Genomic DNA, 22,175 nt, shown 5'->3' with positions numbered 1-22,175 from the left:
GCAGGTGGCCACGCGGCCACGGTGAAGCCGGGAGCTTAGGTAGCGTTCACCCTTATGCGCACCATCCTGATCACCGGACCGGGCGGCGCGGGCCGTACGACTCTCGCCGCGGCCCTCGCCCGCACGGCGGCGGCCGAGGGCACCGAGACCCTCGTCCTGAGTGCCGACCGCACCGACACCCTGGGCGCGGCACTCGGCGCGCAGACCGGCGCCGCACCGGCGCGGGTCGCCCCGCACCTCACCGCCTGGCGCCCCGACGCGGCCGAAGGCTTCCGTGAGGACCTCGCCTCCCTCCAGCGGCGCGCCTCCGGCGTCCTCGACCTGCTCGGCGCGTCCCGCCTGGACGCCGAGGAGGTCACCCCGCTGCCCGGCGCCGAGCAGCTCAGCCTGCTGCGCGCGCTGCGCGACGCGGCCCTCTCCGAGCGCTACGACCTGCTCGTCGTCGACCTCCCGCCCGCCCCGGACGCCCTCGCGCTGCTCGCCCTGCCCGAGGAACTGCGCCGCTATCTGCGCCGGCTGCTGCCCCCCGAGCGGCAGGCGGCCCGCGCCCTGCGCCCGGTGCTCGGCCGGCTTGCCGGCGTCCCCATGCCCGCCGACTGGCTCTACGAGACCGCCGCCCGCTGGGACGTCGAACTCGCCGCCGTCGAGGCCGTCCTCGCCGACCCGGGCACCGCCGTACGGCTGGTCGCCGAGCCCGGACCGGCCGGCGCGGACGCGGTGCGCACCACCGCCCTCGGCCTCGCGCTGCGCGGACTGCCCGTCGAGGCCGTCCTCGCCAACCGGGTGCTGCCCGAGGCCGCCGAGGACACCTGGCTCGCCGGACCGCTCGCCCAGCAGCGCAAGACACTGGCCGACTGGCAGGGCTCGTACCGCGTCGAGACCGTCCCCCACCTGGGCCGCGACCCCCGCGGGGGCGACGACCTGACCGCCCTCGCGGTGCCCGGCGTCAACTCCGCGCCCACCCCGGTCGAGTGGCCCGTCACCGACCGGATCGCCGCCGACGGCGTGCTCGTGTGGCATGTCCCGCTGCCCGGCGCGATACGCGAGGAACTCGACCTCGTCCGGCGCGGCGACGAACTCGTCATCGGCACCGGCGGGTTCCGGCGCGTCGTCGCCCTGCCGTCCGCGCTGCGCCGCTGCACCGTCGACGGCGCCGCCCTGCGCGAGGACGAGCTGCGCATCCGGTTCGCGCCGGATCCCCAGCTGTGGCCGCGCACCCCGTGAACGACGTACGCCCGTTCGGGTAACGTCGTAGGGACAAAACGTAGTCAGGAGCCCGTCATGAGCAGCGAAGAGCTCAGCCCGTCGGAGCCCGGTGGCCACGAGCCGGCCGGGAGCACGCCCGACGAGGCGACGGCCGAGGCGCGGGCCACCGACGCCGACGCCTGGGCGACGGCCTGCGCCGAGGACCTCGCCGCGGAGAAGGCGCGCCGCCGCGCCCGCGGCGGCCCGCCGCCGGGCTCCGCCGCCGAGGAACTGCGCAAGCTCGTCGACGCCGTGGCGGACAAGCTGTCCGGCTTCCAGTCCCCACTGCTCGGGGCGGTCGCCGGGCCCGCCGCCCAGCAGATGGTCCGGCAGGTCGTCCAGCAGGCCAAGGCGGCCGTGGAACCGGTGATGGAACGCAACCCGGACGTCTTCGACCATCTGGCGGCCGCCGGCAGCGAGCTGCTCGCCGCCTACCGCTCGGCCGTCCAGACACAGGAACAGCGCTGGACCGCGGGCCCGGACGACCCCGCCCAGGACCCCTCCGAACGCCGCGAACCGGGCGAAGGCACCGGCCCCGGGGAACGCATCGACTTGGATTAGGACCGGTCGTTTGGATCAGCTCGCAGACGCGGGGTCTGGCACGCACATCTGCCGCGTTGTCGTCGGTCGCCAACTCCCCCACGCTCGACAAGCTCGCGCGGGAGGGACCCCCATCGCGTTGACTCCCTCCTCCGCCTTGCAGCTGCACCCACCAGACCCCGCTCACCGGCACCGGACAGATCCGCCGATGCCCTGCAACCTGATCCAAACGACCGGTCCTAAAGCCCCCTCGGGTACGGTTGGCCGTAGCGGGGCTCGACCGAAACTGAGGGATTCATGGGACTCACCATCGGCGTCGACATCGGCGGCACGAAGATTGCGGCCGGCGTGGTCGACGAGGAAGGCAACATCCTCTCGACCTTCAAGGTGCCGACCCCTTCCACGCCCGAGGCCATCGTGGACGCCATCTCCTCGGCCGTGGAGGGTGCGCGCGCGGGGCACGACATCGTCGGCGTGGGCATCGGCGCGGCCGGCTATGTGAACCGGCAGCGCTCCACCGTCTACTTCGCACCCAACATCGACTGGCGTCAGGAGCCGCTCAAGGCGGAGGTCGAGGCCCGCGTGGGCCTGCCCGTCGTCGTCGAGAACGACGCCAACGCGGCCGCCTGGGGCGAGTACCGGTTCGGGGCCGGCAAGGGCCACCGCAACGTCATCTGCATCACGCTCGGCACCGGCCTGGGCGGCGGCATCATCATCGGCAACAAGCTGCGCCGCGGGCACTTCGGCGTGGCCGCCGAGTTCGGGCACATCCGGATGGTCCCGGACGGCCTGCTGTGCGGCTGCGGCTCGCAGGGCTGCTGGGAGCAGTACGCCTCCGGCCGCGCCCTGGTGAGGTACGCCAAGCAGCGCGCCAACGCCACCCCCGAGTCGGCCGACGTCCTGCTCGCGCTCGGCGACGGCACCCCCGACGGCATCGAGGGCAAGCACATCTCCGTGGCCGCCCGCCAAGGCGACCCGGTCGCCGTCGACTCCTACCGGGAGCTGGCCCGCTGGGTCGGTGCCGGCCTCGCCGACCTGGCCTCCCTGTTCGACCCGTCCGCCTTCATCGTCGGCGGCGGCCTCTCGGACGAGGGCGAGCTGGTCCTGGACCCGATCCGCAAGTCGTACAAGCGCTGGCTGGTCGGCGGCAACTGGCGTCCGGTCGCCGACGTCCTGGCCGCGCAGCTCGGCAACAAGGCGGGCCTGGTGGGCGCGGCCGACCTCGCCCGGGAGCCCGACCCGATCATGTGACACCCGGCGCGCCGCTGCGGTGCCAACGACGCCACCGCACAGGCGTGACCCCGCACGGGGAAGCGCGGCTGCCCCCCACTCGACGCGAGCCGCGCCCGCCCCGCACACCCGCCCGTCCTGGGCGTACTGTGATCCACATGTCGCTGCTCCCGAACTCCCGCACGGAGCCTGACGGTTCCGCCGTCATCAGGGTCCTCAGCTACAACATCCGCTCGATGCGCGACGACACCGACGCCCTCGCCCGGGTGATCGGCGCGTGCGCGCCCGACCTGGTCCTGGTGCAGGAGGCGCCCCGGTTCTTCCGGTGGCGCAAGAAGCTCGCGCGGCTCGCGGCGGCGTCGGGGCAGGTGATCCTCTCCGGCGGCGGTACGGCCGCGGGGCCCGCGCTGCTGTGCGGCCTGCGGGCCACCGTCGAGCGCACGGAGGACGTCCTGCTGCCGCTCACCCCGGGGCAGCACCGGCGCGGCCTGGCGACGGCCGTGGTCCGGTTCGGCGGCGCCCGGCTGGGCGTGCTGAGCTGCCATCTGAGCCTGGAGCGGCACGAGCGGTACGAGCAGGCCGGCATGGTCCTCGACCGGCTGGCCGCCCTCGGCGTCCAGCACGCCGTCGCGGGCGGCGACCTCAACGAGACCCCGGGCGGCCCCGCCTTCGGGCGGCTCTCCGCCGCCCTCCAGGACTGCCGGGCCACCGCCCCCTGGGGCGGCGAGGAGACCTGGGTCCGGAACCCGCCCCACCGCCGTATCGACGCCGTCTTCGCGACCAAGGGCGTCGAGGTCCTCGGCTGCGGCGTCCCGGAGGGGCATCCCGGCGTGACACCGGCCGACCTGAGAACGGCCACGGACCACCTGCCGGTCCTGGCCGCCCTCCGCATCCCGGCCGGGTGAGCCCGCGGCGCGCTCGCCCCTGACCGCGGGGAGCCGGCGGCGCGCTCGTCCCCGACCCGCGGGTCCCCGGTGTACGGGCCTCAGACCACCGCGCCGCGGCCCGGGTCGTCGTTGTCCTCGTCGTCCGGGCGCATCCGTGCCACCAGGGTGGCGAAGCCCCCGAGGAAGCCGCCGACGCCCAGCGTCGTCAGCCACCACGTCATGTCCCAGCCGAGGATCACCGCGAGCAGCAGCAGCACCGGCCCGCCGACCACGCCGAGCCAGGCGAACTTCGCGGTCGTGTCCGCCTCCGGCAGCGGCGGCGGTTCCGGCGGGACGAAGTGACCCTCGTCGTCGTCGGCCGGCTCGGCGGGCGTGTGGTCGCGGGGGCCGACGCCCGGCGCGAACGACACCGAGCCGCCCAGCGGCAGCGTGGACCGGGCCGGACCTGGCGGCTCGGGCTCGGGCGCGGCCTCGTCCGCGACGTCGCCCACCTCGCCGGCGGCGGTCGCGGCCCCCTCGGTCCCGGCGGCGTTCACGTCGGCCTCGGGCAGCGCCAGGTCCCGCACGGGCTTGAACGGCTTCGTGCCCGGCGGGTCCGGCGGCTCCTCGCCGTACCCCGCGACGATCGCCGCCCACGCGGCATCCTCGTCGAGGGGCAGGTCCTCCCCGCCGCGCTGCGGGTCCGCGCCGCCCTCGCGGTCCTCAGGGCCCTCGCGATCCGCGAGGCCCTCGCGCTCCGCAAGGTCCTCGCGGTCCTCACGGCCCTCGCGGTCCTCGCGGTCGGAGTCGTGCTCAGCCAACGGTGGCCGTCCCTTCCTTGCCGAGACTGGGTGCGAGCCGGCCGATGAACGCGAGACTCTCCGCGAAGACCCGGTCCGCGTCGTGGTCCAACGTCGCGACGTGGTAACTCTGTTCCAGCAGGATCTCGGTCACGTCCGTGGACGAGACCCGGCCGAGGACGCGCGCCGAGTCGGCCGGCGGCACCACATGGTCCTGCGGGCTGCGCAGCAGCAGCAAGGGCTGTGTCACCTGCGGCAGCTCACCGTCGACCAGCCGCAGGAACGAGCGCAGCGAGTGCGCCGCGTGCAGCGGCACCCGGTCGTACCCGAGCTCCGCGCCGCCGCCCTTGGCGATGTCGTCGGCGACGCCCCTGGTCGAGCGGACGAGGTGGCGCAGCACCGGCAGGGCGTGGGCGGCCGCCCCGTGCACCTTGTTCGCCGGGTTGACGACGACCACCCCGGCCACCGCGTCCCCGTGCCGCGCCGCGAGCCGCAGGGCCAGGGCGCCGCCCATGGACAGCCCGGCCACGAACACCGTGGCGCAGCGCGCCCGCAGCGCCCGCAGCTCGCGGTCCACTTCCGCGTACCAGTCCTGCCAGACGGTGATCTGCATGTCCTCCCAGCGCGTGCCGTGCCCGGGCAGCAGGGGCACGGAGACCGTCAGTCCGTGCTCGGCGAGCCGCTCCGCCCAGGGGCGCAGCGACTGCGGGGAGCCGGTGAAACCGTGGCACAGCAGCACGCCGACGTCCCCGCCCTCATGGCGGAACGGCTCGGCTCCGGGGACCACCGCCACCTTGGGTCTCCTGTTCGTCGGAGGGACCTGAACCAGCCTGTTCCTGAGAGGTACGCGAACCGGCCCGGGTGAGGTTCACCGTACGCGACGGCACTGACACCGACCAGGGTCGTCGGGGTCATCGGCCGCGGTCCGGGTTAAGGTCTGTTCGACGGACACAGGAGGCATTCGGTTGTTGTACGGCACGATGAAGGTCGCCATCGGCGGACCGCTGAAGATCGCCTTCAGACCATGGGTGGAGGGCCTGGAGAACATCCCGGCCGAGGGTCCGGCCATCCTGGCGAGCAACCACCTGTCGTTCTCGGACTCGTTCTTCCTGCCGTCGATGCTCGACCGCAAGGTCACCTTCATCGCGAAGGCGGAGTACTTCACCACGCCGGGCCTCAAGGGCAGGCTGACGGCGGCCTTCTTCAAGGGCGTCGGACAGCTGCCGGTGGACCGCTCCGGCGCGCGCGGCGCGGGCGAGGCGGCGATCAAGAGCGGCATAGAGGTCCTGGAGCGCGGTGAGCTGTTCGGGATCTACCCCGAGGGCACCCGCTCGCCCGACGGCCGCCTCTACCGCGGCAAGCCCGGCGGCCTCGCCCGGGTGGCGCTCGCCACCGGCGCCCCGGTCATCCCGGTCGCGATGATCGACACGGAGAAGATCCAGCCGCCCGGCAAGGTCATGCCCAAGCTGATGCGTCCGGGCATCCGCATCGGCAAGCCGCTGGACTTCAGCCGCTACCAGGGCATGGAGCACGACCGGTTCGTGCTGCGCGCGGTGACCGACGAGGTCATGTACGAGATCATGAAGCTCTCCGGCCAGGAGTACGTCGACATCTACGCGACCGCCGCCAAGCGGCAGATCACGGACGCGGCGAAGGCGGCGAAGGAAGCCGAGAAGGCGGAGAAGGCGGCGGCAACCGCCGCCAAGCCGGCCGAGCCGGAGACGCCCGCCGAGGCTCCCGCGGCTGCGGAGACGGAGACGCCCGCGGAGACGGAGAAGCCCGCCGCGGCCGACGCACCCGCCGAACCCGACGCGCCCGAGGCGCAGAAGCCTGAGCCACAGCTTCCCGGATAGGGCAGTCTGGGTGCGGGGGTGGGGGACGTGGCCGAGCGGGTCATGAAGATGTCGGTAGAGCAGCCGCTGTGGCGCGCGCTGGCCGGATACCGCGTACTGACGATGCTGTACGCGGTCGGCGTGTTCGTCAGCGCCTACCACGAGTACGACCGCCCGGCCATCGCCGTCGGCTACTACGTGGTCCTGTTCCTCTGGACCCTCGCCACGCTGCCGCGCGTGCAGAGCGCGGCCGCCTGCACCCGGCCCTTCCTCGCCGTCGACCTGGCGGTGGCGCTCGCCGGGATCGTGCTGACCCCGCTGGCCGCCGACGACCGGCACATCCAGATCGGCGGGGCCACCCTGCCGTCGATCTGGACGGCGGGCTCGGTGCTGGCCTTCGCCATCAAGGGCGGCTGGCGCTGGGCCGCGTTCGCCTCCACCCCGGTCGCGGCCGCCAACCTGATCGAGCGCGGCGCCCCGACCCGCGACACCGTGCACAACGTGGTCCTCGTGTGGGTCGCCTCGCTCGCCATCGGCTACGTCGTCGAGGTCGCCCGCGCCTCCGAGCGCACCCTCGCCCGCGCCCTGGAGATCGAGGCCGCGACCAGGGAACGGGAGCGGCTGGCCCGGGACATCCACGACGGAGTGCTCCAGGTGCTCGCCATGGTGCAGCGGCGCGGCGCGGTGATCGGCGGCGAGGCGGCCGAGCTGGGCCGGATGGCCGGCGAGCAGGAGGTCGCGCTGCGCACCCTGGTCACCGGCGGCCTGGTCCCGGTGCCCCGGCCGCCCGAGGACACGGCGGGACGGCCCGACGGCCACGGCCCCGCGGCCGACCCCGGCGCCCCCGTCGACCTGCGGACGCTTCTCGCCCCCTACGCCGCCGCCCGGGTGAGCCTCGCCGAGCCCGGCGCCCCCGTGCTGCTCGCGCCGGACACCGCGCGCGAGGTCGCCGCGGCCGTCGGCGCCGCCCTGGACAATGTGCGTACGCACGCGGGGGAGGGCGCCGGCGCCTGGATCCTGGTGGAGGACGAGCCGGACGACGTGATCGTCACGGTGCGCGACGACGGCCCCGGCATTCCCGAGGGCCGGCTCGCCCAGGCCGAGGGCGAGGGACGGCTGGGCGTGGCCCTGTCCATCCGGGGGCGGCTGCGGGACATCGGCGGCAGCGCCGAACTGGTCTCGGTGCCCGGTCAGGGCACGGAGGTCGAACTGAAGGTGCCGAAGGGCACGGGGATCACGCGGGGGAAGGCGGAGCGGGGATGAGCGAGCGGCAGGACCCGGTCGGGGCGGCGGACGGGAGCGGGGCTCCGGTCGGGGAGACGGGCGCGGCCCGGGGCCCGCTCCGGGTGATGGTGGTCGACGACCACCCCATGTGGCGGGACGCGGTCGCCCGTGACCTGGCCGAGGCCGGGTTCGAGGTGGTCGCCACCGCGGGCGACGGCGAGCAGGCCGTGCGCCGGGCGCGGGCCGCCGCCCCGGACGTCCTGGTGCTCGACCTCAACCTGCCCCGCAAGCCCGGCGTCCAGGTCTGCAAGGAACTCGTCGCCGCCGACCCCGCGCTGCGCGTGCTGGTCCTCTCCGCGAGCGGCGAGCACGCGGACGTGCTGGAGGCGGTGAAGTCGGGCGCGACCGGCTATCTGCTGAAGTCGGCGTCCACGGAGGAACTGCTGGACGCGGTGGGCCGCACGGCGGTGGGCGACGCGGTGTTCACCCCGGGCCTCGCCGGACTGGTGCTCGGCGAGTACCGGCGCCTCGCCTCCGAGCCCGCCCCCGCGGCCGGCGCGGGCGAGCCCCACGCGCCCCGCCTGACGGACCGTGAGACCGAGGTGCTGCGCCTGGTCGCCAAGGGCCTGAGCTACAAGCAGATCGCCGAACGCCTCGTCATCTCCCACCGCACGGTGCAGAACCACGTCCAGAACACCCTCGGCAAGCTCCAGTTGCACAACCGTGTCGAGCTGGTGCGGTACGCGATCGAGGCGGGCCTGGACGACCTGGACTGACCCCGCCCGCGCCGGTGCCGTCCGCGCTCGCGGGCGGCACGACGGGCGTCAACCGATCGCCGCATGATTCACCTGAATTGCCGGTCCCGCCCATCCCTCTGTGACCTGGATCACCATTAGCGTGATGCCCACAGGCAACCGCGGCGAAGGGACATTTCCATGCGGGTCGGAGTACTGACCGGAGGCGGCGACTGCCCCGGACTCAACGCCGTCATCCGGGCCATCGTCCGCAAGGGCGTGCAGGAGTACGGCTACGACTTCGTCGGCTTCCGGGACGGCTGGCGGGGCCCCCTCGAAGGGGACACCGTCCGCCTCGACATCCCCGCGGTGCGCGGCATCCTGCCCCGCGGCGGCACCGTCCTCGGCTCCTCGCGGACCAACCCCCTCAAGGTCGAGGACGGCATCCGCAGGATCAAGGACAACCTGGCCAAGCAGGAGGTCGAGGCGCTGGTCGCGATCGGCGGCGAGGACACGCTGGGCGTGGCCGCGCGGCTGTCCGACGAGTACGGCGTGCCGTGCGTCGGTGTACCGAAGACCATCGACAACGACCTCTCCGCGACCGACTACACCTTCGGCTTCGACACCGCGGTCGGCATCGCCACGGAGGCGATCGACCGGCTGCACACCACCGCCGAGTCGCACATGCGGGTCCTGGTCTGCGAGGTCATGGGCCGGCACACCGGCTGGATCGCCATCCACTCCGGACTGGCCGGCGGCGCCAACGTCATCCTCATCCCCGAGCAGCGTTTCGACGTCGACCAGGTCTGCGCCTGGATCGCCTCGCGCTTCAAGGCGTCGTACGCCCCGATCGTCGTCGTCGCCGAGGGCGCGATGCCGAAGGACGGCCAGATGGTCCTCAAGGACGAGTCGCTGGACTCCTTCGGGCATGTCCGGCTCTCCGGTGTGGGCGAGTGGCTGGCCAAGGAGATCGAGAAGCGCACCGGCAAGGAGGCCCGCACCACCGTGCTCGGCCACATCCAGCGCGGCGGCAGCCCGAGCGCCTTCGACCGCTGGCTCGCCACCCGCTTCGGCCTGCACGCGATCGACGCGGTGCGCGACCGGGACTTCGGCAAGATGGTCGCGCTGCGCGGCACGGACATCATCCGCGTGCCCATCGCGGAGGCCACGGCCAAGCTGAAGACGGTCGACCCCGACCTGTACCGCGAGGCCGGCGTCTTCTTCGGCTGAGCCACCCCGGAAAGGGGCGCGGGGAGCGGCGCGAGCAACCAAGACGGTCTTGAAAGGGGCGGGGAACTGCGCGAAGGGGCCCCACCGGGCCGCGGCCGGCGGCTGAGCGCCGTGCCCCCGTGGGTCCGTCGTGGTCGCTCGCGCAGTTCCCCGCGCCCCTTCCGGGGCGTTGCCTCTCCGGCGGCCGGCGCCGTACCGACGTATATTCGCCGGTGTCAGCCACCTACAGGCCAGCCCTCGGCCACCCCTCCGGAGGAGCCCCCGTGGAGATTCTGGCGTTCGGCGTGCAGGCTGACGAGAAGCCCCTGCTGGAGCGGGCCTTCGCGGGCGGCCACGAGGTCCGCAGCGTCAGCGTCTTCCTCGACGAGGACACCGCGCCCATCGCGGCGGGCTACGAGACCGTCTCCAGCAGCGTCAACTGCGACCTGAGCCACCGGGTGCTCCAGATCCTCGCGTCCGGCGGCACCCGGATGATCGCCCAGCGCTCCACCGGCTTCAACAACATCGACCTCAAGGTCGCCGAGCGGCTCGGCCTGACCGTCGCCCGGGTCTCGGCCTACTCGCCGTACTCGGTGGCCGAGTTCGCCTGGACCCTCGCCATGGCGGTCAACCGGCGCATCGTGCGGGCCGCCAGCCGCACCCGCGACTTCGACTTCCGCCTCGACGGGCTGATGGGCCGCGACTTCCACGGCCGCACCGCGGGCGTCTTCGGCACCGGCAAGATCGGCGAGGCGTTCACCCGGATCGCCCACGGCTTCGGGATGCGGCTGCTCGGCTGGGACATCGCCGAGAACCCCGCCTGCGTGGAACTCGGCATGAAGTACGTCCCCAAGGAGCAGCTGCTCGCCGAGTCCGACCTGGTCAGTCTGCATGTCCCGCTGATGCCGCAGACCCAGCACCTCATCGACGCCGCGGCCCTGCGCACGATGAAGGACGACGCGGTCCTCGTGAACTCCAGCCGCGGCGGCCTCATCGACAGCGAGGCGCTCGTCGGCGAACTGCGCGCGGGCCGCTTCACCGGTGTCGGCCTCGACGTCTACGAGTCCGAGGCGGGCCTGTTCTACCTCGACAAGTCCCTCGAAGCCATCGAGGACGACACCCTGGCCCGCCTCGTCACGTTCCCGAACGTCCTGGTCACCTCGCACCAGGCGTACTACACCGTGGACGCCGTGCACCAGATCATCGACACCACGGTCGAGAACGTCCTCGACTACCGGGCCGGCCGCCGTTCGGAGAACGTGCTCGTGCCGCGCAGCTGACCGGCGAGCTCCCGGACGATCGCCGTGCCGTTCAGCGTCAGCACCGACTCGGGGTGGAACTGCACCCCGGCGAAGCCCGGACCGCGCAGCGCGTGCACCTCGTGCGGGCCGCCGCGGCTGATCTCGATCCCGTGCGCCGCCAGCTCACCGGCCGTGTCGTCGTCGCAGGTCGCCACATAGCTGTTGTAGAAGCCGACGGTCTCGGTGCGTCCGAACAGGTCGACCGCCGTCTGCGCGCCCTGGTACGGCACCCGCTTGCGCACGATGTCGAGGCCCAGCTCGGCCGCGATCAGCTCGTGTCCCAGGCACACGCCGAGCAGTCCGTGCCGGTGGTCCCGGACCAGCTCGGCGGTCAGGGCGCGCAGGAAGCGCATCTTCGGGTCCGTGAGATCGCCCGGGTCGCCCGGCCCGGGGCCCAGCACCACCAGCCCCTCGTGCGCGAGGACCGCCTCCCGCAGCCCCGGCTCGTCGTAGCGCCGCACGGTGACGTCGAGGCCCGAGGCCCGCAGCAGGTGCGCGAGCATCGCCGTGAAGGTGTCCTCCGCGTCGACCACCAGCGCGTGCCCGTCGAGCTCCGCCGTGCGCTCCTGCATCCGCAGCCAGAACGGCGCCAGCGAGGCCCGGCGCCCGTCCAGCGCCGCCCGCACCCGGGGGTCGTCGGCCAGCGGGGGCCGGGTGTGCTCCCGCCGCGGCCGCGCCGGCCGTACCCCGAGGGCCGCGAGGACGCCCGCGGCCTTCGCGTGGGTCTCGGCCACCTCGCCCGCCGGGTCCGAGCCCCGCACCAGCGTGGCGCCGACCGGCACCCGCAGGCGCCCGGCCGCGTCGATGTCGGCGGTGCGGATCAGGATGGGGGAGTCCAGGGTCTGGGCCCCGCCGGTGTCACGGCCGATCAGGGCGAGGGCGCCCGCGTAGTAGCCGCGGCCGCCGGACTCGTGCCGCTCGATGACCCGGCAGGCGTTCTGCACCGGCGAGCCGGTCACCGTCGCCGCGAACATGGTCTCCTTCAGCACCTCCCGCACGTCCAGGGAGGACTTCCCGCGCAGCTCGTACTCGGTGTGCGCGAGGTGCGCCATCTCCTTCAGGCGCGGCCCGACGACCACCCCGCCCCTGTCGCCGACGGTGCACATCATCTTGAGCTCCTCGTCGACCACCATCGACAGCTCCTCGATCTCCTTGCCGTCGCCGAGGAAGTCCAGCAGGTGCTCGGGGGTCGGACCGCCCTGCGGATAGCGGTACGTGCCGCTGATCGGGTTCATCACGACCGTGCCGCCGGACATCCGCACATGCACCTCCGGACTGGCCCCGACCAGCGTCCGGTCCCCGGTGTGCACGACGAAGGTCCAGTACGCGCCCCGCTCGCCCTCCAGCAGCCGCCGGAACAGCGCGAGCGCGTCCGCGCGCCCGAAGCCGGGGACCCGGCCCTCGTACGTCCGCCGGATCACGAAGTTGGCGCCCTCGCCGCGGCCGATCTCCTCGCGCAGCACCCGGCCGACGATCTCGCCGTACTCCGTGTCGTCGACGTCGAAGCCGCCGTCCTCCACGCGCACCTCGTGCGCGGGCAGCGTGGCGAGCGCCTCGGCGAGCGGGAGGACGTACGACTCCTCGGGCGTCAGCACCGCGAGGGGTGTGCCGTCGTCGCGGACGTCGAAGCCGCGTTCGCGGATCTGCCGGAACGGGATCAGCGCGAGCCCCTCGCCGGGCAGGTCGGCCAGCCGCTCGTGCTCGGTCACCGGGCCGAGCAGGAGTTCCACGGTGTTCTCGTCGTGGCCCGGGGTGCGGCGGCGGAGCAGGGCGAACGGGCGGTCGTCGGTCAGCAGCTGTGCCAGGTCCATGGAGTCGTTCCTCTTCCTCGTCCGTGTGCGGGGGGTCGAGGAACGGCTCCGGGAAACGCCGAAGGCCGCCCCTCGGGCGGCCTTCGCGAAGTCTTGCGTACGCGCAGTCAGTGGGCCGCCGGGTGAGCGGTCCACCACCAGTTCTGGATCTGGTTGCGCGTACGGAGAGCGAGCATGCGAGCACCCTACCGCATGTCCGGAGTGCGTACCGGACGTCTCATTGGGTGGGCGCGGGACGGAACGGAGGACATCACCCCGTAATGTTGGGGTCGTGACCGTGAACGCTAAGACCAGCCCGAGCGCTGGCAACACCTGGCGACACCTGCCCGCGGCGCAGCAGCCCGAGTACCCCGACACCGAGGCTCTGCGCGCAGTGATCGCGGACCTCGAGTCGTATCCGCCGCTCGTCTTCGCGGGCGAGTGCGACCAGCTGCGCGCCCGGATGGCGGCCGTCGCCAAGGGAGAGGCGTTCCTTCTCCAGGGCGGCGACTGCGCCGAGGCGTTCGACGCCGTGTCGGCCGACCAGATCCGCAACAAGCTCAAGACGCTGCTCCAGATGGGCGCCGTCCTGACCTACGCCGCATCCGTGCCCGTGGTGAAGGTCGGCCGTATCGCCGGCCAGTACTCCAAGCCGCGCTCCAAGCCGACCGAGACCCGCGACGGCGTGACGCTGCCCACCTACCGGGGCGACTCCGTCAACGGCTTCGACTTCACCGAGGCCGCCCGCATCCCGGACCCCGAGCGCCTGAAGCGGATGTACAACGCGTCCGCCTCCACGCTCAACCTGGTGCGCGCCTTCACCACCGGCGGCTACGCCGACCTGCGCCAGGTGCACGCCTGGAACCAGGACTTCGTGAAGTCCTCCCCGTCCGGCCAGCGCTACGAGCAGCTCGCCCGGGAGATCGACAGCGCGCTGAACTTCATGCGGGCCTGCGGCACCGACCCGGAGGAGTTCAAGACCGTCGAGTTCTACTCGTCGCACGAGGCGCTGCTGCTCGACTACGAGTCGGCGCTGACCCGCACCGACTCGCGCACGGGTGACCTGTACGACGTCTCGGGCCACATGGTGTGGATCGGCGAGCGCACCCGTCAGCTGGACGGCGCGCACATCGAGTTCGCGTCGAAGATCCGCAACCCCGTCGGGATCAAGCTGGGCCCGACGACCACGGCGGAGGAGGCGCTCCAGTACATCGAGCGCCTCGACCCGGACCGTGAGCCGGGCCGGCTCACCTTCATCGTGCGGATGGGCGCGGACAAGGTCCGCGACAAGCTGCCCGAGCTGGTCGAGAAGGTCACCGCCTCCGGCGCCACCGTGGCCTGGGTGACCGACCCGATGCACGGCAACACCTTCGAGGCGGCCTCCGGCCACAAGACCCGCCGCTTCGACGACGTGCTCGACGAGGTGAAGGGCTTCTTCGAGGTCCACAAGGAGCTGGGCACCCACCCGGGCGGCATCCACGTGGAGCTCACCGGCGACGACGTCACCGAGTGCGTGGGCGGCGGCGACGAGATCTTCGTCGACGATCTGCACCAGCGCTACGAGACGGCCTGCGACCCGCGGCTCAACCGCAGCCAGTCCCTCGACCTGGCGTTCCTCGTCGCGGAGATGTACCGGGACCAGTGACGCCGGTGCCGGTCACCGGAGCGTGAGGTGGGGCGCGGATCACATACGATCCGCGCCCCACTCCTCTTTTGGGACTCCTGTGAGCCGGGTAAGGTTAGGTTAGCCTCACCGAGGAAGTCGGGACGGCACCACTTCGATCCCGTCGGGAGGTGAACCGCGTGTACGTCTGCAGTTGTTTCGGGGTCACCGAGCAGCAGGTCAAGAAGCACGCGGCGGACGGTGCCTGCACGCCCCGCCAGATCGCGTCGGCCTGCAAGGCGGGCACCGACTGCGGTTCCTGCGTACGGCGCATCCAGGCCCTGCTGGGCCGCGGCGACTGCCCCACCCGCCGGTCGGCGGACGAGCGGCGGGCGATCGCGACGGCCGGGGCCGGGGAAGCGGCCCGGGCGGCCTGAGGCTCCGGCGGACCGGCCGTCCCGGGGCCCTGGCGTGCGGGGCCCTGGCGCGCCGGGCGGGTCAGCTCTCCGGCTGCTCGATCAGCTGGGCGATGTAGAGGGCCTCGCCGAGCTTCTCCACCAGCTCCAGCTGGGTGTCCAGATAGTCGATGTGGTGCTCCTCGTCCTCGAGGATCGACTCGAAGATGTTGGCGGACGTGATGTCGCCCTTCTCGCGCATCACCTTGATGCCGCGCCGGAGCCGGTCGATGGCCTCGACCTCGACCTGCCGGTCCGCCTCGAACATCTCCTTGACGGTCTGGCCCACCCGTACGTGGAACAGGCGCTGGTAGTTCGGCAGCCCCTCCAGGAACAGGATCCGGTCGGTGAGCACCTCGGCGTGCTTCATCTCGTCGAACGACTCGTGCCGGGTGTACTTCGCGAGCTTCGTCCAGCCGAAGTTCTCCTGCATCTTCGCGTGCAGGAAGTACTGGTTGATCGCGGTCAGCTCACCGGTCAGCTGCTCGTTGAGGAATTCGATGACCTCGGGGTCGCCCTGCATCGCAGAGGCTCCTTCCAGCGCGGGGGTCGGGCCAGGTTGCGCCGCATGATTCCACTGGGGCGCGGACCCGTCCAGTAAGTGCACGCTTAGTGGGAGTTGTCCGAATGGCGGTGTCCCGACCCGAAGCTGGTCGGGTGCACCGCTCCGGGTCTGTCAGGATGGAGCCATGGGTCAGCCGGTGGAGCGTGCAGCAGGAGCATCGGAAGGGGCCACGGAGTCCCCGCTGCCGCCGGGGCAGCGGATCCAGCGCGGCTGGCCGGTCACCCACTACGGGCCGGTGCCCAAGTTCCGCCCCGAGCGCTGGGAGTTCCGGGTCTTCGGCGCCACCGCCGACAGCGAGAAGCGCACCTGGAACCACGAGGAGTTCACGGCGCTGCCGTACACCACCGTGGTGGCCGATCTGCACTGCGTGACCAAGTTCAGCATGATCGGCGCCGAGTGGGGCGGTGTGCCGGCCCGCGCGATCCTCGACCTCGCCCCGCCCGCGCCCGCCGTCACCCATGTGATGGTGTGGGCGGAGTACGGCTTCAGCTCCAACCTCCGGCTGTCGGACTTCGCCTCCGACCGCGCGATCTTCGCCACCCACAAGGACGGCGAGCTGCTCACCGCCGAACACGGCTTCCCGGCCCGGCTGGTCGTCCCCCACCTGTACGCGTGGAAGGGCCCCAAGTGGGTCCGCGGCGTCGAGTACATGACGGCCGACCGCAGGGGCTTCTGGGAGGAGCGCGGCTACCACAACATCGGCGACCCGTGGCAGGAGCAGCGCTACTCCTACCAGGAGGCGCCGGGGGAGGGCCCGGAGCTCTGACCGGAGGGCGGGCCGTACGCCACCGGCCCCGGGCCGGCCGTCCGTGAGCCTCCTCAGCCGTCCCTGAGCTTCTTCAGCCGCTCGACGTCCGCCGCGTGCCCTTCCTTGCCGCCGGGCGTCTCGATGATCAGCGGGACGCCGTCGGTCGCCGGGTGGGTCATCAGCGCGCGGAAGGGGTCCTCGCCGATGTGCCCGGCCCCGATGTTCTCGTGGCGGTCCTTGTGGGCGCCCACGACGTCCTTGGAGTCGTTGGCGTGGATCAGCTTCAGCCGGCCCGCGCCGACCGTGTCCACCAGCAGGTCCAGCGTCTGGTGCATCCCGCTCGGGCCCGTCAGGTCGTGTCCCGCGGCGAAGATGTGGCAGGTGTCCAGGCACACCCCGAGCTTCGGGTGGGCGTCCAGCGCCTCGAAGTAGGGGCCGAAGTCCCAGGTCCGGGAGCACAGCGACGCGCCCTGTCCGGCCGTGGACTCCAGCAGCAGGAACGGGTCGTCGTCGTGGGTCAGCTCGTCGAGCAGCGGCAGCAGATGCTCCCGCACCTGCTTCAGCGCCACCGACCGGTCCCGGCCGCCCGTCGCGCTGCCGGTGTGCACGACCACCCCGAGCGCGCCGATCGCCCGGCCGCGGCGCAGCGAGTGCCGCAGCGACTCGACCGACCGCTCCACGGTGGCCTCGGTGTGCGAGCCGAAGTTGATCAGATAGGGCGCGTGGACGTACGCCGGGATCGACTTCTCCGCGCAGACGGCGCGGAACTCCTCGTCCTGGCGCGGGTTGCCCGCCGGGGTGGCCCAGCCGCGCGGGTTGGCCACGAAGACCTGCACCGCCTCGGCGCGCAGGTCATGGGCGTACGACAGCCCGACGGAACGGAGGCCGCCGGCGACCGGCACATGGCCGCCGACGGGGTTGCGGAGGGCGGGGGGCTGCGGCTGAGTCACCCGTCAAGGGTGACACGTCACCCGAACGGCTCCCGCCGCGCCCTCGCCGTGCCCTCGCGCACCCGTGCGGGCTCGGACCCGTGCGGGCTCGGACCCGGGCTCAGCGGATGGTGATCTTGATGGTGGAGCCCTTCGGCGCCGTCTCGCCGCCGGCGACCGACTGCTTCTTCACCGTGTCGCCGAACAGCCCGAGCAGCCCGCGGTCCTCGTCGACCTTGAAGCCGGCGTCCTCGAGGGCCTTCTTCGCGTCGTCGACGCTGTCCCCGACCACGTCCGGGACCTCGATCATCTGCGGGCCCTTGGAGATCGTCAGCGTGACGGTGTCACCGTCGGCGGCCTCGCTGTCGGCCTCCGGGGTCTGCTCGGCGACCTGCCCGGCGTCGAACTCCGAGTTGACCCGGCCGGTGGCGACCTTCACCTTCAGGCCCGCCTCCGCGAGGTCGGCGCGCGCGTCGGAGAGGTCCTCGCCGGTGACGTCCGGCACGTCGACCGGGCTGCCCTTGCTGACCACCAGCGCGATCGCCGAGCCCGCGTGCCGCTCGGTGCCGGACTCCGGGTCGGAGCCGATGAGGAAGCCCCGCGGCACGTCGTCGTTGAACTCGCGGGTGACCATGCCCGGCTCCAGCCCGTCCTCCTTCAGCCGGCTGCGCGCCTTCGCGAGGCTCAGCCCTTCCAGGTCGGGCACCTTCACCGTCTCGGGGCCGTCGGAGACCACCAGGGTCACCGAGTCGTGCTTGCGGATGCGGGCGCCCGCCTTCGGGTCGGTGCTGATCACCGTGCCCCGGCGGATCGCGTCGCTGTAGCGGTGCTCGACCTTCTTCACGCCGAGGCCCTCGTCCTTGAGTCGCGCCTCGGCCTGCGCCTGGGTCTTCTCCAGCAGTTGCGGGACCTTGGTGAACTGGCCGGAGTTGATGTACCAGACGCCGGTCCCGATGCCCAGGGCCAGCACCACGGCGACGACCACCGTGAGCAGCCCGCGCCGGGGCCGCCCCGGGACCCGCGGCGGCACGGGCGGTGTCGCCAGCAGGCTGGTCCGGTTCAGCGGGTCGGGGCCGTCGCCGTCGACCGGCAGCGGGCGCGGCACGGTCAGCGAGCGCGGGATCACGCTGGTGCGGTCCCCGGCGTTGTCGTGCTGCGCGGTGATCGCCTGCGGCGGCACCGCGTCCAGCTGCTCCGGGGTCAGCGCCGCGCGCACCTCGAGCACCTGGCCGAGCAGCGCCACGGCGTCGTAGGGCCGGAACTCGGGGGAGCGGGCGGTGGCCGCCGCGACCAGCGTGTCCAGCGCGGCCGGCAGCCCCGGGACGACGGCGGACGGCGCGGGCACGTCCTCGTGCAGGTGCGCGTAGAGCACCTGCGCGGGGGAGTCGCCGACGTGCGGCTTCGCGCCGGTCAGCATCTCGTAGAGCATGACGCCGCACGCGTACACGTCGACCCGGGTGTCCGAGGTGCCGTGCTCGATCTGCTCCGGCGCCAGGTAGGAGACCGTGCCGAGGACGGCGCCGGTGGTGCTGGTGACCGTGTCCACGGAGCGCACCAGGCCGAAGTCGGCGACCTTGACCCGGCCGTCGTCCCCGATCAGGACGTTCTCCGGCTTCATGTCGCGGTGCACGAAACCGGCCCGGTGGGCGGCGCCCAGCGCGGCCAGCACCGGCTCCAGGATGTCGAGCGCGGCCCGCGGCTGGAGCGCCCCGCGCTCGCGCAGCACGTCGCGCAGGGTGCAGCCGGCGACGTACTCCATCGCCAGATAGACGTACGACCCGTCGGTGCCCTGGTCGAAGACCTGCACGACGTTGGGGTGCGCGAGCCGCGCCACCGACTTGGCCTCGCGGATGAACCGCTCGACGAACGAGCCGTCGGCCGCCAGCGTCGGGTGCATCACCTTGAGCGCGAGCACGCGGTCCAGGCGGGTGTCCAGGGCCCGGTAGACCGTGGCCATCCCGCCGACCGCGATCCGCGCGTCGACGCGATACCGGCCATCGAGCACTCGGCCGACCAATGGGTCCTGAAGGGTCGTATCCACGCAGGTGAGTCTACGAGCCGGGACCGACAGGGCCGTCGTTTCGCGTCGTTCCGGGAAAGGAATGCAGCAGAGCTGTGACTGTTGCGTGGCTGGAAAGCCCGGTGGGCCGCGCGGGTGCGAGGAGCGGAAGCACCTAGAACGCCGGGCGCTCCGGGTCCAGTCGCGCGCGCCCCTCCACCGGCGAGGACGCCTCGGCGAAGTGCCGGCGCGGGATGCGCCCGGCGCGGAACGCCAGCCGGCCCGCCTCCACCGCGTGCCGCATCCCCTCGGCCATCAGCACCGGTTCCTGCGCCCGGGTGACCGCCGAGGCGAGCATCACCCCGGCGCACCCCAGCTCCATCGCCAGCGCCACGTCCGACGCGGTCCCGGCACCCGCGTCCAGGATCACCGGCACGCGCGCGTGCTCGGTGATCAGCTGGAAGTTGTGCGGGTTGCGGATGCCGAGCCCGGAGCCGATGGGCGAGCCCAGCGGCATGACCGCCGCGCAGCCCACGTCCTCCAGCTTCCGCGCCAGCACCGGATCGTCGTTGGTGTACGGCAGCACCGTGAACCCGTCATCCACCAGCGTCTCGGCCGCGTCCAGCAGCTCCACCGGGTCCGGCAGCAGGGTCCGCTCGTCGGCGATGACCTCCAGTTTCACCAGGTCCGTGCCGAGCGCCTCGCGGGCGAGGCGGGCCGTGAGGACGGCCTCCCCGGCGGTGAAGCAGCCCGCGGTGTTGGGCAGCACCCGGATGCCGAGCCGGTCGAGGACCGACAGCACGGAACCGTGCGTCCCGGGCTCGACCCGGCGCATCGCGACGGTCGTCAGTTCCGTGCCGGACGCCACCAGCGCCCGTTCCAGCACGTCCAGGCTGGGCGCGCCGCCCGTGCCCATGATCAGGCGGGACCCGAGGGCGATGCCGCCGAGGACGAAGGGGTCGTCGGCCATGGGTCAGCCTCCCTGGACGGCGGTGAGGATTTCGACGCGGTCGCCCTCGGCGAGCGGCGTGGCCGCCCACCGCGTGCGCGGTACCACGGTCTCGTTGAGGGCCGCGGCCACCCCGGCGGGCGACGCGGTGAGCGTCCGGACGACGCTGTCGAGGGCGGTACCGGCGGCGACCTGCCGCGGCTCGCCGTTGACGGAGATGGAGACGGAGACGGAGGGGTTCACGGGGGCTCCGTAGCGGGTGGCGGAGGCGGTCGAACGGGCCGCTTCGGCGGGGTCCTCGGTCGCGCGGGCCGCTTCGGCGGCTTCGGCGGCTTCGGCGGTCGCGCGGGCCGCCGCGCCCGCGGGGTCGGGGTCGAGGGCGGGGAAGGTGGCCGGGCGGCCCGGGGTGCGGGCGGCGGGGCCGGTCGGGCGGGCTCCGGCCGCGGTGCCGTAGGCCGTCATGCGGGCTGCCCCGAGCGGCGCGGCGCGTCGGCCGCAGCCGCACGGGAGAACCGGGCCGGTGTGAACGGCCGTGCCTCCGGCGGGAGTTCGCCCGTGGTCAGGGCGTGCGCCAGCGCGTCGCCGGTGACCGGGGTGAGCAGCACGCCGTTGCGGTGGTGGCCGGTGGCCAGCAGCAGCCCGGGGAGCGCGGTCGGGCCGAGCAGCGGCGCGTTGTCGGGGGAGCCGGGGCGCAGCCCCGCGCGGGTCTCCGCGAGCGGCAGCTCGGTGATCCCGGGGACCAGTTCGTGGGCGTCGCGCAGCAGCTCGTACACGCCGCCCGCGGTGACCGTGGTGTCGAAGCCCAGCTCCTCGCTGGTCGCGCCGAGGACCAGCTCGCCGTTCTCGCGGGGCACCAGGTAGACCGCGCTGCCGCGGACCACCGCGCGCACCGTACGGCTGAGGAAGGGCGCGTACCGCGGCGGCACGGTCAGCCGCACCACCTGCCCCTTCACCGGCCGCACCGGCGGCACCACGTCCGCCGGCACCCCGGCGAGCCGCCCGCTGAGGCTGCCGCCCGCCAGCACCACCTGGCCCGCGGCGAGTTCGGTGCCGTCGGCCGTGACGACCCCCGCGGCGCGGTCCCGGGCCACGACCAGCCGCTCGGCCCACGCCCGGTGGAACGCCACCCCGGCCCGCTCGCAGGCTGTGACCAGGGCCGCGGCCAGTCGCCGCGGGTCGATCTGGTGGTCGGCGTCCACCCGCAGGCCGCCGCGCACGCCGGGCGCGAGCAGCGGCTCCAGACGGCGGCAGTCGCGTCCGGACAGCCACTCCGACTCCAGCCCCGACTGCCGTTGCAGGGTGTGCAGTTCGCGCAGATGAGCCCGGTCGTCGGCGTCCAGTGCGACGGCGAGCGTGCCGCAGCGGCGGTAGCCGAGGTCCTGGCCGGTGAGTTCGGTCAGCTCGGCCGCGAACCGCGGATAGCGGCGGGCGGACTCCAGGTTGAGGCCGAGCAGCGTCTGCTCGCCGAAGTGCAGTTCGGTGACGGCGGCCAGCATCCCGGCGGCCACCTGCGCGGCCCCGCCGCCCGGCGCGGGGTCCACCACGGCGGCGGCGAACCCGCGTTGCGCGGCCCGCCAGGCCGTGACCAGGCCGATGATCCCGCCCCCGACGACGAGAACGTCCGACGTACGTGACGACATGGGCGTCCAGCCCCTCCCTTCGCCGGCATGACCCGGATCAGGTTCGTACGGTCGGAGGCCGCCAGCCTCCCTCTCAGCCCGGTCGTCCGGGCTCCCGCGAGTGCTTGTACGGTGGCCAGCCTAGCGCCTGGAAGGAGCCCCGTTCATGGCCCGTTCGCTCGACGGACTGACCCTCGCCCCCGTCGCCGACCAGGCCCCCGGGCAGGTCGGCACCCGCACCCGCTTCGCCTACCGCGAGCAGGACGGCACGGTCTGGGCCGACTACGCGGGCGGTGACGTCGTACGCGGCCACCTGGTGGGTACCCGTGAGGGTGACCGGATCGACTTCCGTTACGTCCAGCTGGGGCGCGACGGCACGACGTCCTCGGGGCACTGCGTCTCGGACGTCGTCGCGCTCCCGGACGGCCGGATCCGGCTGGTGGAGACCTGGGAGTGGGAGTCGCAGCCCGGCAGCGGCACCAGCGTGGTGGAGGAGCTGGGCGCGTAGCGCGCCGATCGTGTGCGGTTCGTGTGCGG

23 protein-coding genes and 1 riboswitch are annotated in these 22,175 nt (G+C 73.2%); of the genes, 13 read left to right on the top strand and 10 right to left on the bottom strand.

What is annotated here, in order from left to right:
• Positions 1-54: 54 nt before the first annotated feature.
• The 4 genes from WN71_RS06240 to WN71_RS06225 all read left to right on the top strand — a co-directional run bounded on the left by WN71_RS06240 (position 55) and on the right by WN71_RS06225 (position 3,920).
• The gene (locus WN71_RS06240; protein ID WP_046590927.1) at positions 55-1,224 is read left to right on the top strand and encodes an ArsA family ATPase; all 1,170 of its coding nucleotides are present in this window, start codon (positions 55-57) and stop codon (positions 1,222-1,224) included.
• A 57-nt stretch (positions 1,225-1,281) separates the two neighbouring features.
• Entirely contained in the window at positions 1,282-1,806 is a 525-nt protein-coding gene (locus WN71_RS06235) for a DUF5304 domain-containing protein (protein ID WP_046590925.1), read from the top strand.
• 276 nt (positions 1,807-2,082) lie between these two features.
• Positions 2,083-3,036 carry an ROK family glucokinase gene (locus tag WN71_RS06230; RefSeq protein ID WP_046590923.1) on the top strand — a complete coding sequence of 318 codons (954 nt, stop codon included), beginning with the start codon at positions 2,083-2,085 and terminating at the stop codon, positions 3,034-3,036.
• A 137-nt stretch (positions 3,037-3,173) separates the two neighbouring features.
• Positions 3,174-3,920 carry an endonuclease/exonuclease/phosphatase family protein gene (locus WN71_RS06225; protein WP_046590921.1) on the top strand — a complete coding sequence of 249 codons (747 nt, stop codon included), beginning with the start codon at positions 3,174-3,176 and terminating at the stop codon, positions 3,918-3,920.
• Between the two features lie 80 nt (positions 3,921-4,000).
• Here WN71_RS06225 and WN71_RS06220 read toward each other — a convergent pair whose 3' ends face one another.
• Positions 4,001-4,702 carry a hypothetical protein gene (locus WN71_RS06220; RefSeq protein ID WP_046590919.1) on the bottom strand — a complete coding sequence of 234 codons (702 nt, stop codon included), beginning with the start codon at positions 4,700-4,702 and terminating at the stop codon, positions 4,001-4,003.
• Positions 4,695-5,474, bottom strand: coding sequence for an alpha/beta hydrolase (locus WN71_RS06215; RefSeq protein ID WP_046590917.1), 780 nt, complete (start codon positions 5,472-5,474; stop codon positions 4,695-4,697). The genes WN71_RS06220 and WN71_RS06215 overlap by 8 nt, the downstream gene beginning before the upstream one ends.
• 187 nt (positions 5,475-5,661) lie before the next feature.
• On the opposite strand from WN71_RS06215, the gene WN71_RS06210 reads away from it, so the two are divergent.
• From WN71_RS06210 to WN71_RS06190, 5 genes are all read left to right on the top strand, one after another.
• Positions 5,662-6,534, top strand: a complete 873-nt coding sequence (locus WN71_RS06210; RefSeq protein ID WP_079177683.1) for a lysophospholipid acyltransferase family protein — start codon at positions 5,662-5,664, stop codon at positions 6,532-6,534.
• Between the two features lie 42 nt (positions 6,535-6,576).
• The gene (gene macS / locus WN71_RS06205; protein WP_046590985.1) at positions 6,577-7,776 is read left to right on the top strand and encodes a MacS family sensor histidine kinase; all 1,200 of its coding nucleotides are present in this window, start codon (positions 6,577-6,579) and stop codon (positions 7,774-7,776) included.
• Positions 7,773-8,513 (top strand): response regulator, encoded by a 741-nt coding sequence (locus WN71_RS06200; RefSeq protein WP_420856461.1) that lies wholly within the window; start codon positions 7,773-7,775, stop codon positions 8,511-8,513. Before macS ends, WN71_RS06200 begins: the two co-directional genes overlap by 4 nt.
• Positions 8,514-8,672: 159 nt before the next feature.
• A complete protein-coding gene (locus WN71_RS06195) occupies positions 8,673-9,701 on the top strand; it encodes a 6-phosphofructokinase (protein ID WP_046590916.1) in 1,029 nt (342 codons plus the stop codon).
• 263 nt (positions 9,702-9,964) lie between these two features.
• Positions 9,965-10,960, top strand: coding sequence for a 2-hydroxyacid dehydrogenase (locus WN71_RS06190; protein ID WP_046590914.1), 996 nt, complete (start codon positions 9,965-9,967; stop codon positions 10,958-10,960).
• Here the strand turns inward: WN71_RS06190 and WN71_RS06185 are convergent.
• Together WN71_RS06185 and WN71_RS43405 are read right to left on the bottom strand one after the other, a co-directional pair.
• The gene (locus tag WN71_RS06185) at positions 10,912-12,792 is read right to left on the bottom strand and encodes an anthranilate synthase family protein (RefSeq protein ID WP_046590913.1); all 1,881 of its coding nucleotides are present in this window, start codon (positions 12,790-12,792) and stop codon (positions 10,912-10,914) included. The genes WN71_RS06190 and WN71_RS06185 overlap by 49 nt on opposite strands.
• A 107-nt stretch (positions 12,793-12,899) precedes the next feature.
• Positions 12,900-12,968, bottom strand: coding sequence for a trp operon leader peptide (locus WN71_RS43405; protein WP_107469575.1), 69 nt, complete (start codon positions 12,966-12,968; stop codon positions 12,900-12,902).
• Between the two features lie 95 nt (positions 12,969-13,063).
• Between WN71_RS43405 and WN71_RS06180 the strand changes: the two genes are divergently transcribed.
• Together WN71_RS06180 and WN71_RS06175 are read left to right on the top strand one after the other, a co-directional pair.
• Positions 13,064-14,416 (top strand): class II 3-deoxy-7-phosphoheptulonate synthase, encoded by a 1,353-nt coding sequence (locus WN71_RS06180; protein WP_046590912.1) that lies wholly within the window; start codon positions 13,064-13,066, stop codon positions 14,414-14,416.
• Between the two features lie 149 nt (positions 14,417-14,565).
• Positions 14,566-14,811: a (2Fe-2S)-binding protein gene (locus tag WN71_RS06175; protein ID WP_046590910.1), complete on the top strand. Its 246-nt coding sequence runs from the start codon at positions 14,566-14,568 to the stop codon at positions 14,809-14,811.
• A gap of 61 nt (positions 14,812-14,872) precedes the next feature.
• Here the strand turns inward: WN71_RS06175 and bfr are convergent, their stop codons facing one another.
• Positions 14,873-15,352, bottom strand: a complete 480-nt coding sequence (gene bfr, locus WN71_RS06170) for a bacterioferritin (RefSeq protein WP_046590908.1) — start codon at positions 15,350-15,352, stop codon at positions 14,873-14,875.
• A 166-nt stretch (positions 15,353-15,518) separates the two neighbouring features.
• Here bfr and WN71_RS06165 point away from each other — a divergent pair, with 166 nt between their 5' ends.
• On the top strand, positions 15,519-16,160 hold the full coding sequence (locus tag WN71_RS06165; protein ID WP_046590906.1) for a sulfite oxidase-like oxidoreductase: 642 nt from the start codon (positions 15,519-15,521) through the stop codon (positions 16,158-16,160).
• A gap of 53 nt (positions 16,161-16,213) precedes the next feature.
• On the opposite strand, the gene WN71_RS06160 is transcribed toward WN71_RS06165, so the two are convergent.
• The 5 genes from WN71_RS06160 to thiO all read right to left on the bottom strand — a co-directional run bounded on the left by WN71_RS06160 (position 16,214) and on the right by thiO (position 21,659).
• Positions 16,214-17,092 (bottom strand): deoxyribonuclease IV, encoded by an 879-nt coding sequence (locus WN71_RS06160; protein ID WP_046590904.1) that lies wholly within the window; start codon positions 17,090-17,092, stop codon positions 16,214-16,216.
• Positions 17,093-17,192: 100 nt separating this feature from the next.
• The gene (gene pknB / locus WN71_RS06155) at positions 17,193-19,112 is read right to left on the bottom strand and encodes a Stk1 family PASTA domain-containing Ser/Thr kinase (protein WP_046590903.1); all 1,920 of its coding nucleotides are present in this window, start codon (positions 19,110-19,112) and stop codon (positions 17,193-17,195) included.
• 133 nt (positions 19,113-19,245) lie between these two features.
• On the bottom strand, positions 19,246-20,040 hold the full coding sequence (locus WN71_RS06150) for a thiazole synthase (protein WP_046590902.1): 795 nt from the start codon (positions 20,038-20,040) through the stop codon (positions 19,246-19,248).
• A 3-nt stretch (positions 20,041-20,043) separates the two neighbouring features.
• A complete protein-coding gene (gene thiS / locus WN71_RS06145; protein ID WP_046590983.1) occupies positions 20,044-20,262 on the bottom strand; it encodes a sulfur carrier protein ThiS in 219 nt (72 codons plus the stop codon).
• A gap of 215 nt (positions 20,263-20,477) precedes the next feature.
• Positions 20,478-21,659: a glycine oxidase ThiO gene (thiO, locus tag WN71_RS06140; RefSeq protein ID WP_046590900.1), complete on the bottom strand. Its 1,182-nt coding sequence runs from the start codon at positions 21,657-21,659 to the stop codon at positions 20,478-20,480.
• Positions 21,657-21,767: riboswitch (TPP riboswitch) on the bottom strand. (Overlaps the previous gene by 3 nt.)
• A 37-nt stretch (positions 21,768-21,804) precedes the next feature.
• Between thiO and WN71_RS06135 the strand changes: the two genes are divergently transcribed.
• The gene (locus WN71_RS06135; protein ID WP_046590898.1) at positions 21,805-22,146 is read left to right on the top strand and encodes an avidin-fold protein; all 342 of its coding nucleotides are present in this window, start codon (positions 21,805-21,807) and stop codon (positions 22,144-22,146) included.
• The last annotated feature ends 29 nt before the right edge of the window (positions 22,147-22,175 follow it).

It is taken from the genome of Streptomyces mangrovisoli, assembly GCF_000974985.2.
GTDB classification, from domain to species: Bacteria; Actinomycetota; Actinomycetes; order Streptomycetales; family Streptomycetaceae; genus Streptomyces; species Streptomyces mangrovisoli.
Note: the sequence above shows the minus strand (reverse complement) of the source record. Positions and strands in the feature narration are given on the sequence as shown.

What these genes read in the sequence shown, in the direction of transcription:
- WN71_RS06200 (WP_420856461.1), top strand. Translation starts at nt 7,773, where the DNA reads ATGAGCGAGCGGCAGGACCCGGTCGGGGCGGCGGACGGGAGCGGGGCT.
- WN71_RS06225 (WP_046590921.1), top strand. Translation starts at nt 3,174, where the DNA reads ATGTCGCTGCTCCCGAACTCCCGCACGGAGCCTGACGGTTCCGCCGTC.
- WN71_RS06240 (WP_046590927.1), top strand. Translation starts at nt 55, where the DNA reads ATGCGCACCATCCTGATCACCGGACCGGGCGGCGCGGGCCGTACGACT.
- WN71_RS06235 (WP_046590925.1), top strand. Translation starts at nt 1,282, where the DNA reads ATGAGCAGCGAAGAGCTCAGCCCGTCGGAGCCCGGTGGCCACGAGCCG.
- WN71_RS06150 (WP_046590902.1), bottom strand. Translation starts at nt 20,040, where the DNA reads ATGGCCGACGACCCCTTCGTCCTCGGCGGCATCGCCCTCGGGTCCCGC.
- WN71_RS06210 (WP_079177683.1), top strand. Translation starts at nt 5,662, where the DNA reads ATGAAGGTCGCCATCGGCGGACCGCTGAAGATCGCCTTCAGACCATGG.
- bfr (WP_046590908.1), bottom strand. Translation starts at nt 15,352, where the DNA reads ATGCAGGGCGACCCCGAGGTCATCGAATTCCTCAACGAGCAGCTGACC.
- WN71_RS06230 (WP_046590923.1), top strand. Translation starts at nt 2,083, where the DNA reads ATGGGACTCACCATCGGCGTCGACATCGGCGGCACGAAGATTGCGGCC.
- macS (WP_046590985.1), top strand. Translation starts at nt 6,577, where the DNA reads ATGAAGATGTCGGTAGAGCAGCCGCTGTGGCGCGCGCTGGCCGGATAC.
- WN71_RS06195 (WP_046590916.1), top strand. Translation starts at nt 8,673, where the DNA reads ATGCGGGTCGGAGTACTGACCGGAGGCGGCGACTGCCCCGGACTCAAC.
- thiO (WP_046590900.1), bottom strand. Translation starts at nt 21,659, where the DNA reads ATGTCGTCACGTACGTCGGACGTTCTCGTCGTCGGGGGCGGGATCATC.
- WN71_RS06185 (WP_046590913.1), bottom strand. Translation starts at nt 12,792, where the DNA reads ATGGACCTGGCACAGCTGCTGACCGACGACCGCCCGTTCGCCCTGCTC.
- WN71_RS06135 (WP_046590898.1), top strand. Translation starts at nt 21,805, where the DNA reads ATGGCCCGTTCGCTCGACGGACTGACCCTCGCCCCCGTCGCCGACCAG.
- WN71_RS06165 (WP_046590906.1), top strand. Translation starts at nt 15,519, where the DNA reads ATGGGTCAGCCGGTGGAGCGTGCAGCAGGAGCATCGGAAGGGGCCACG.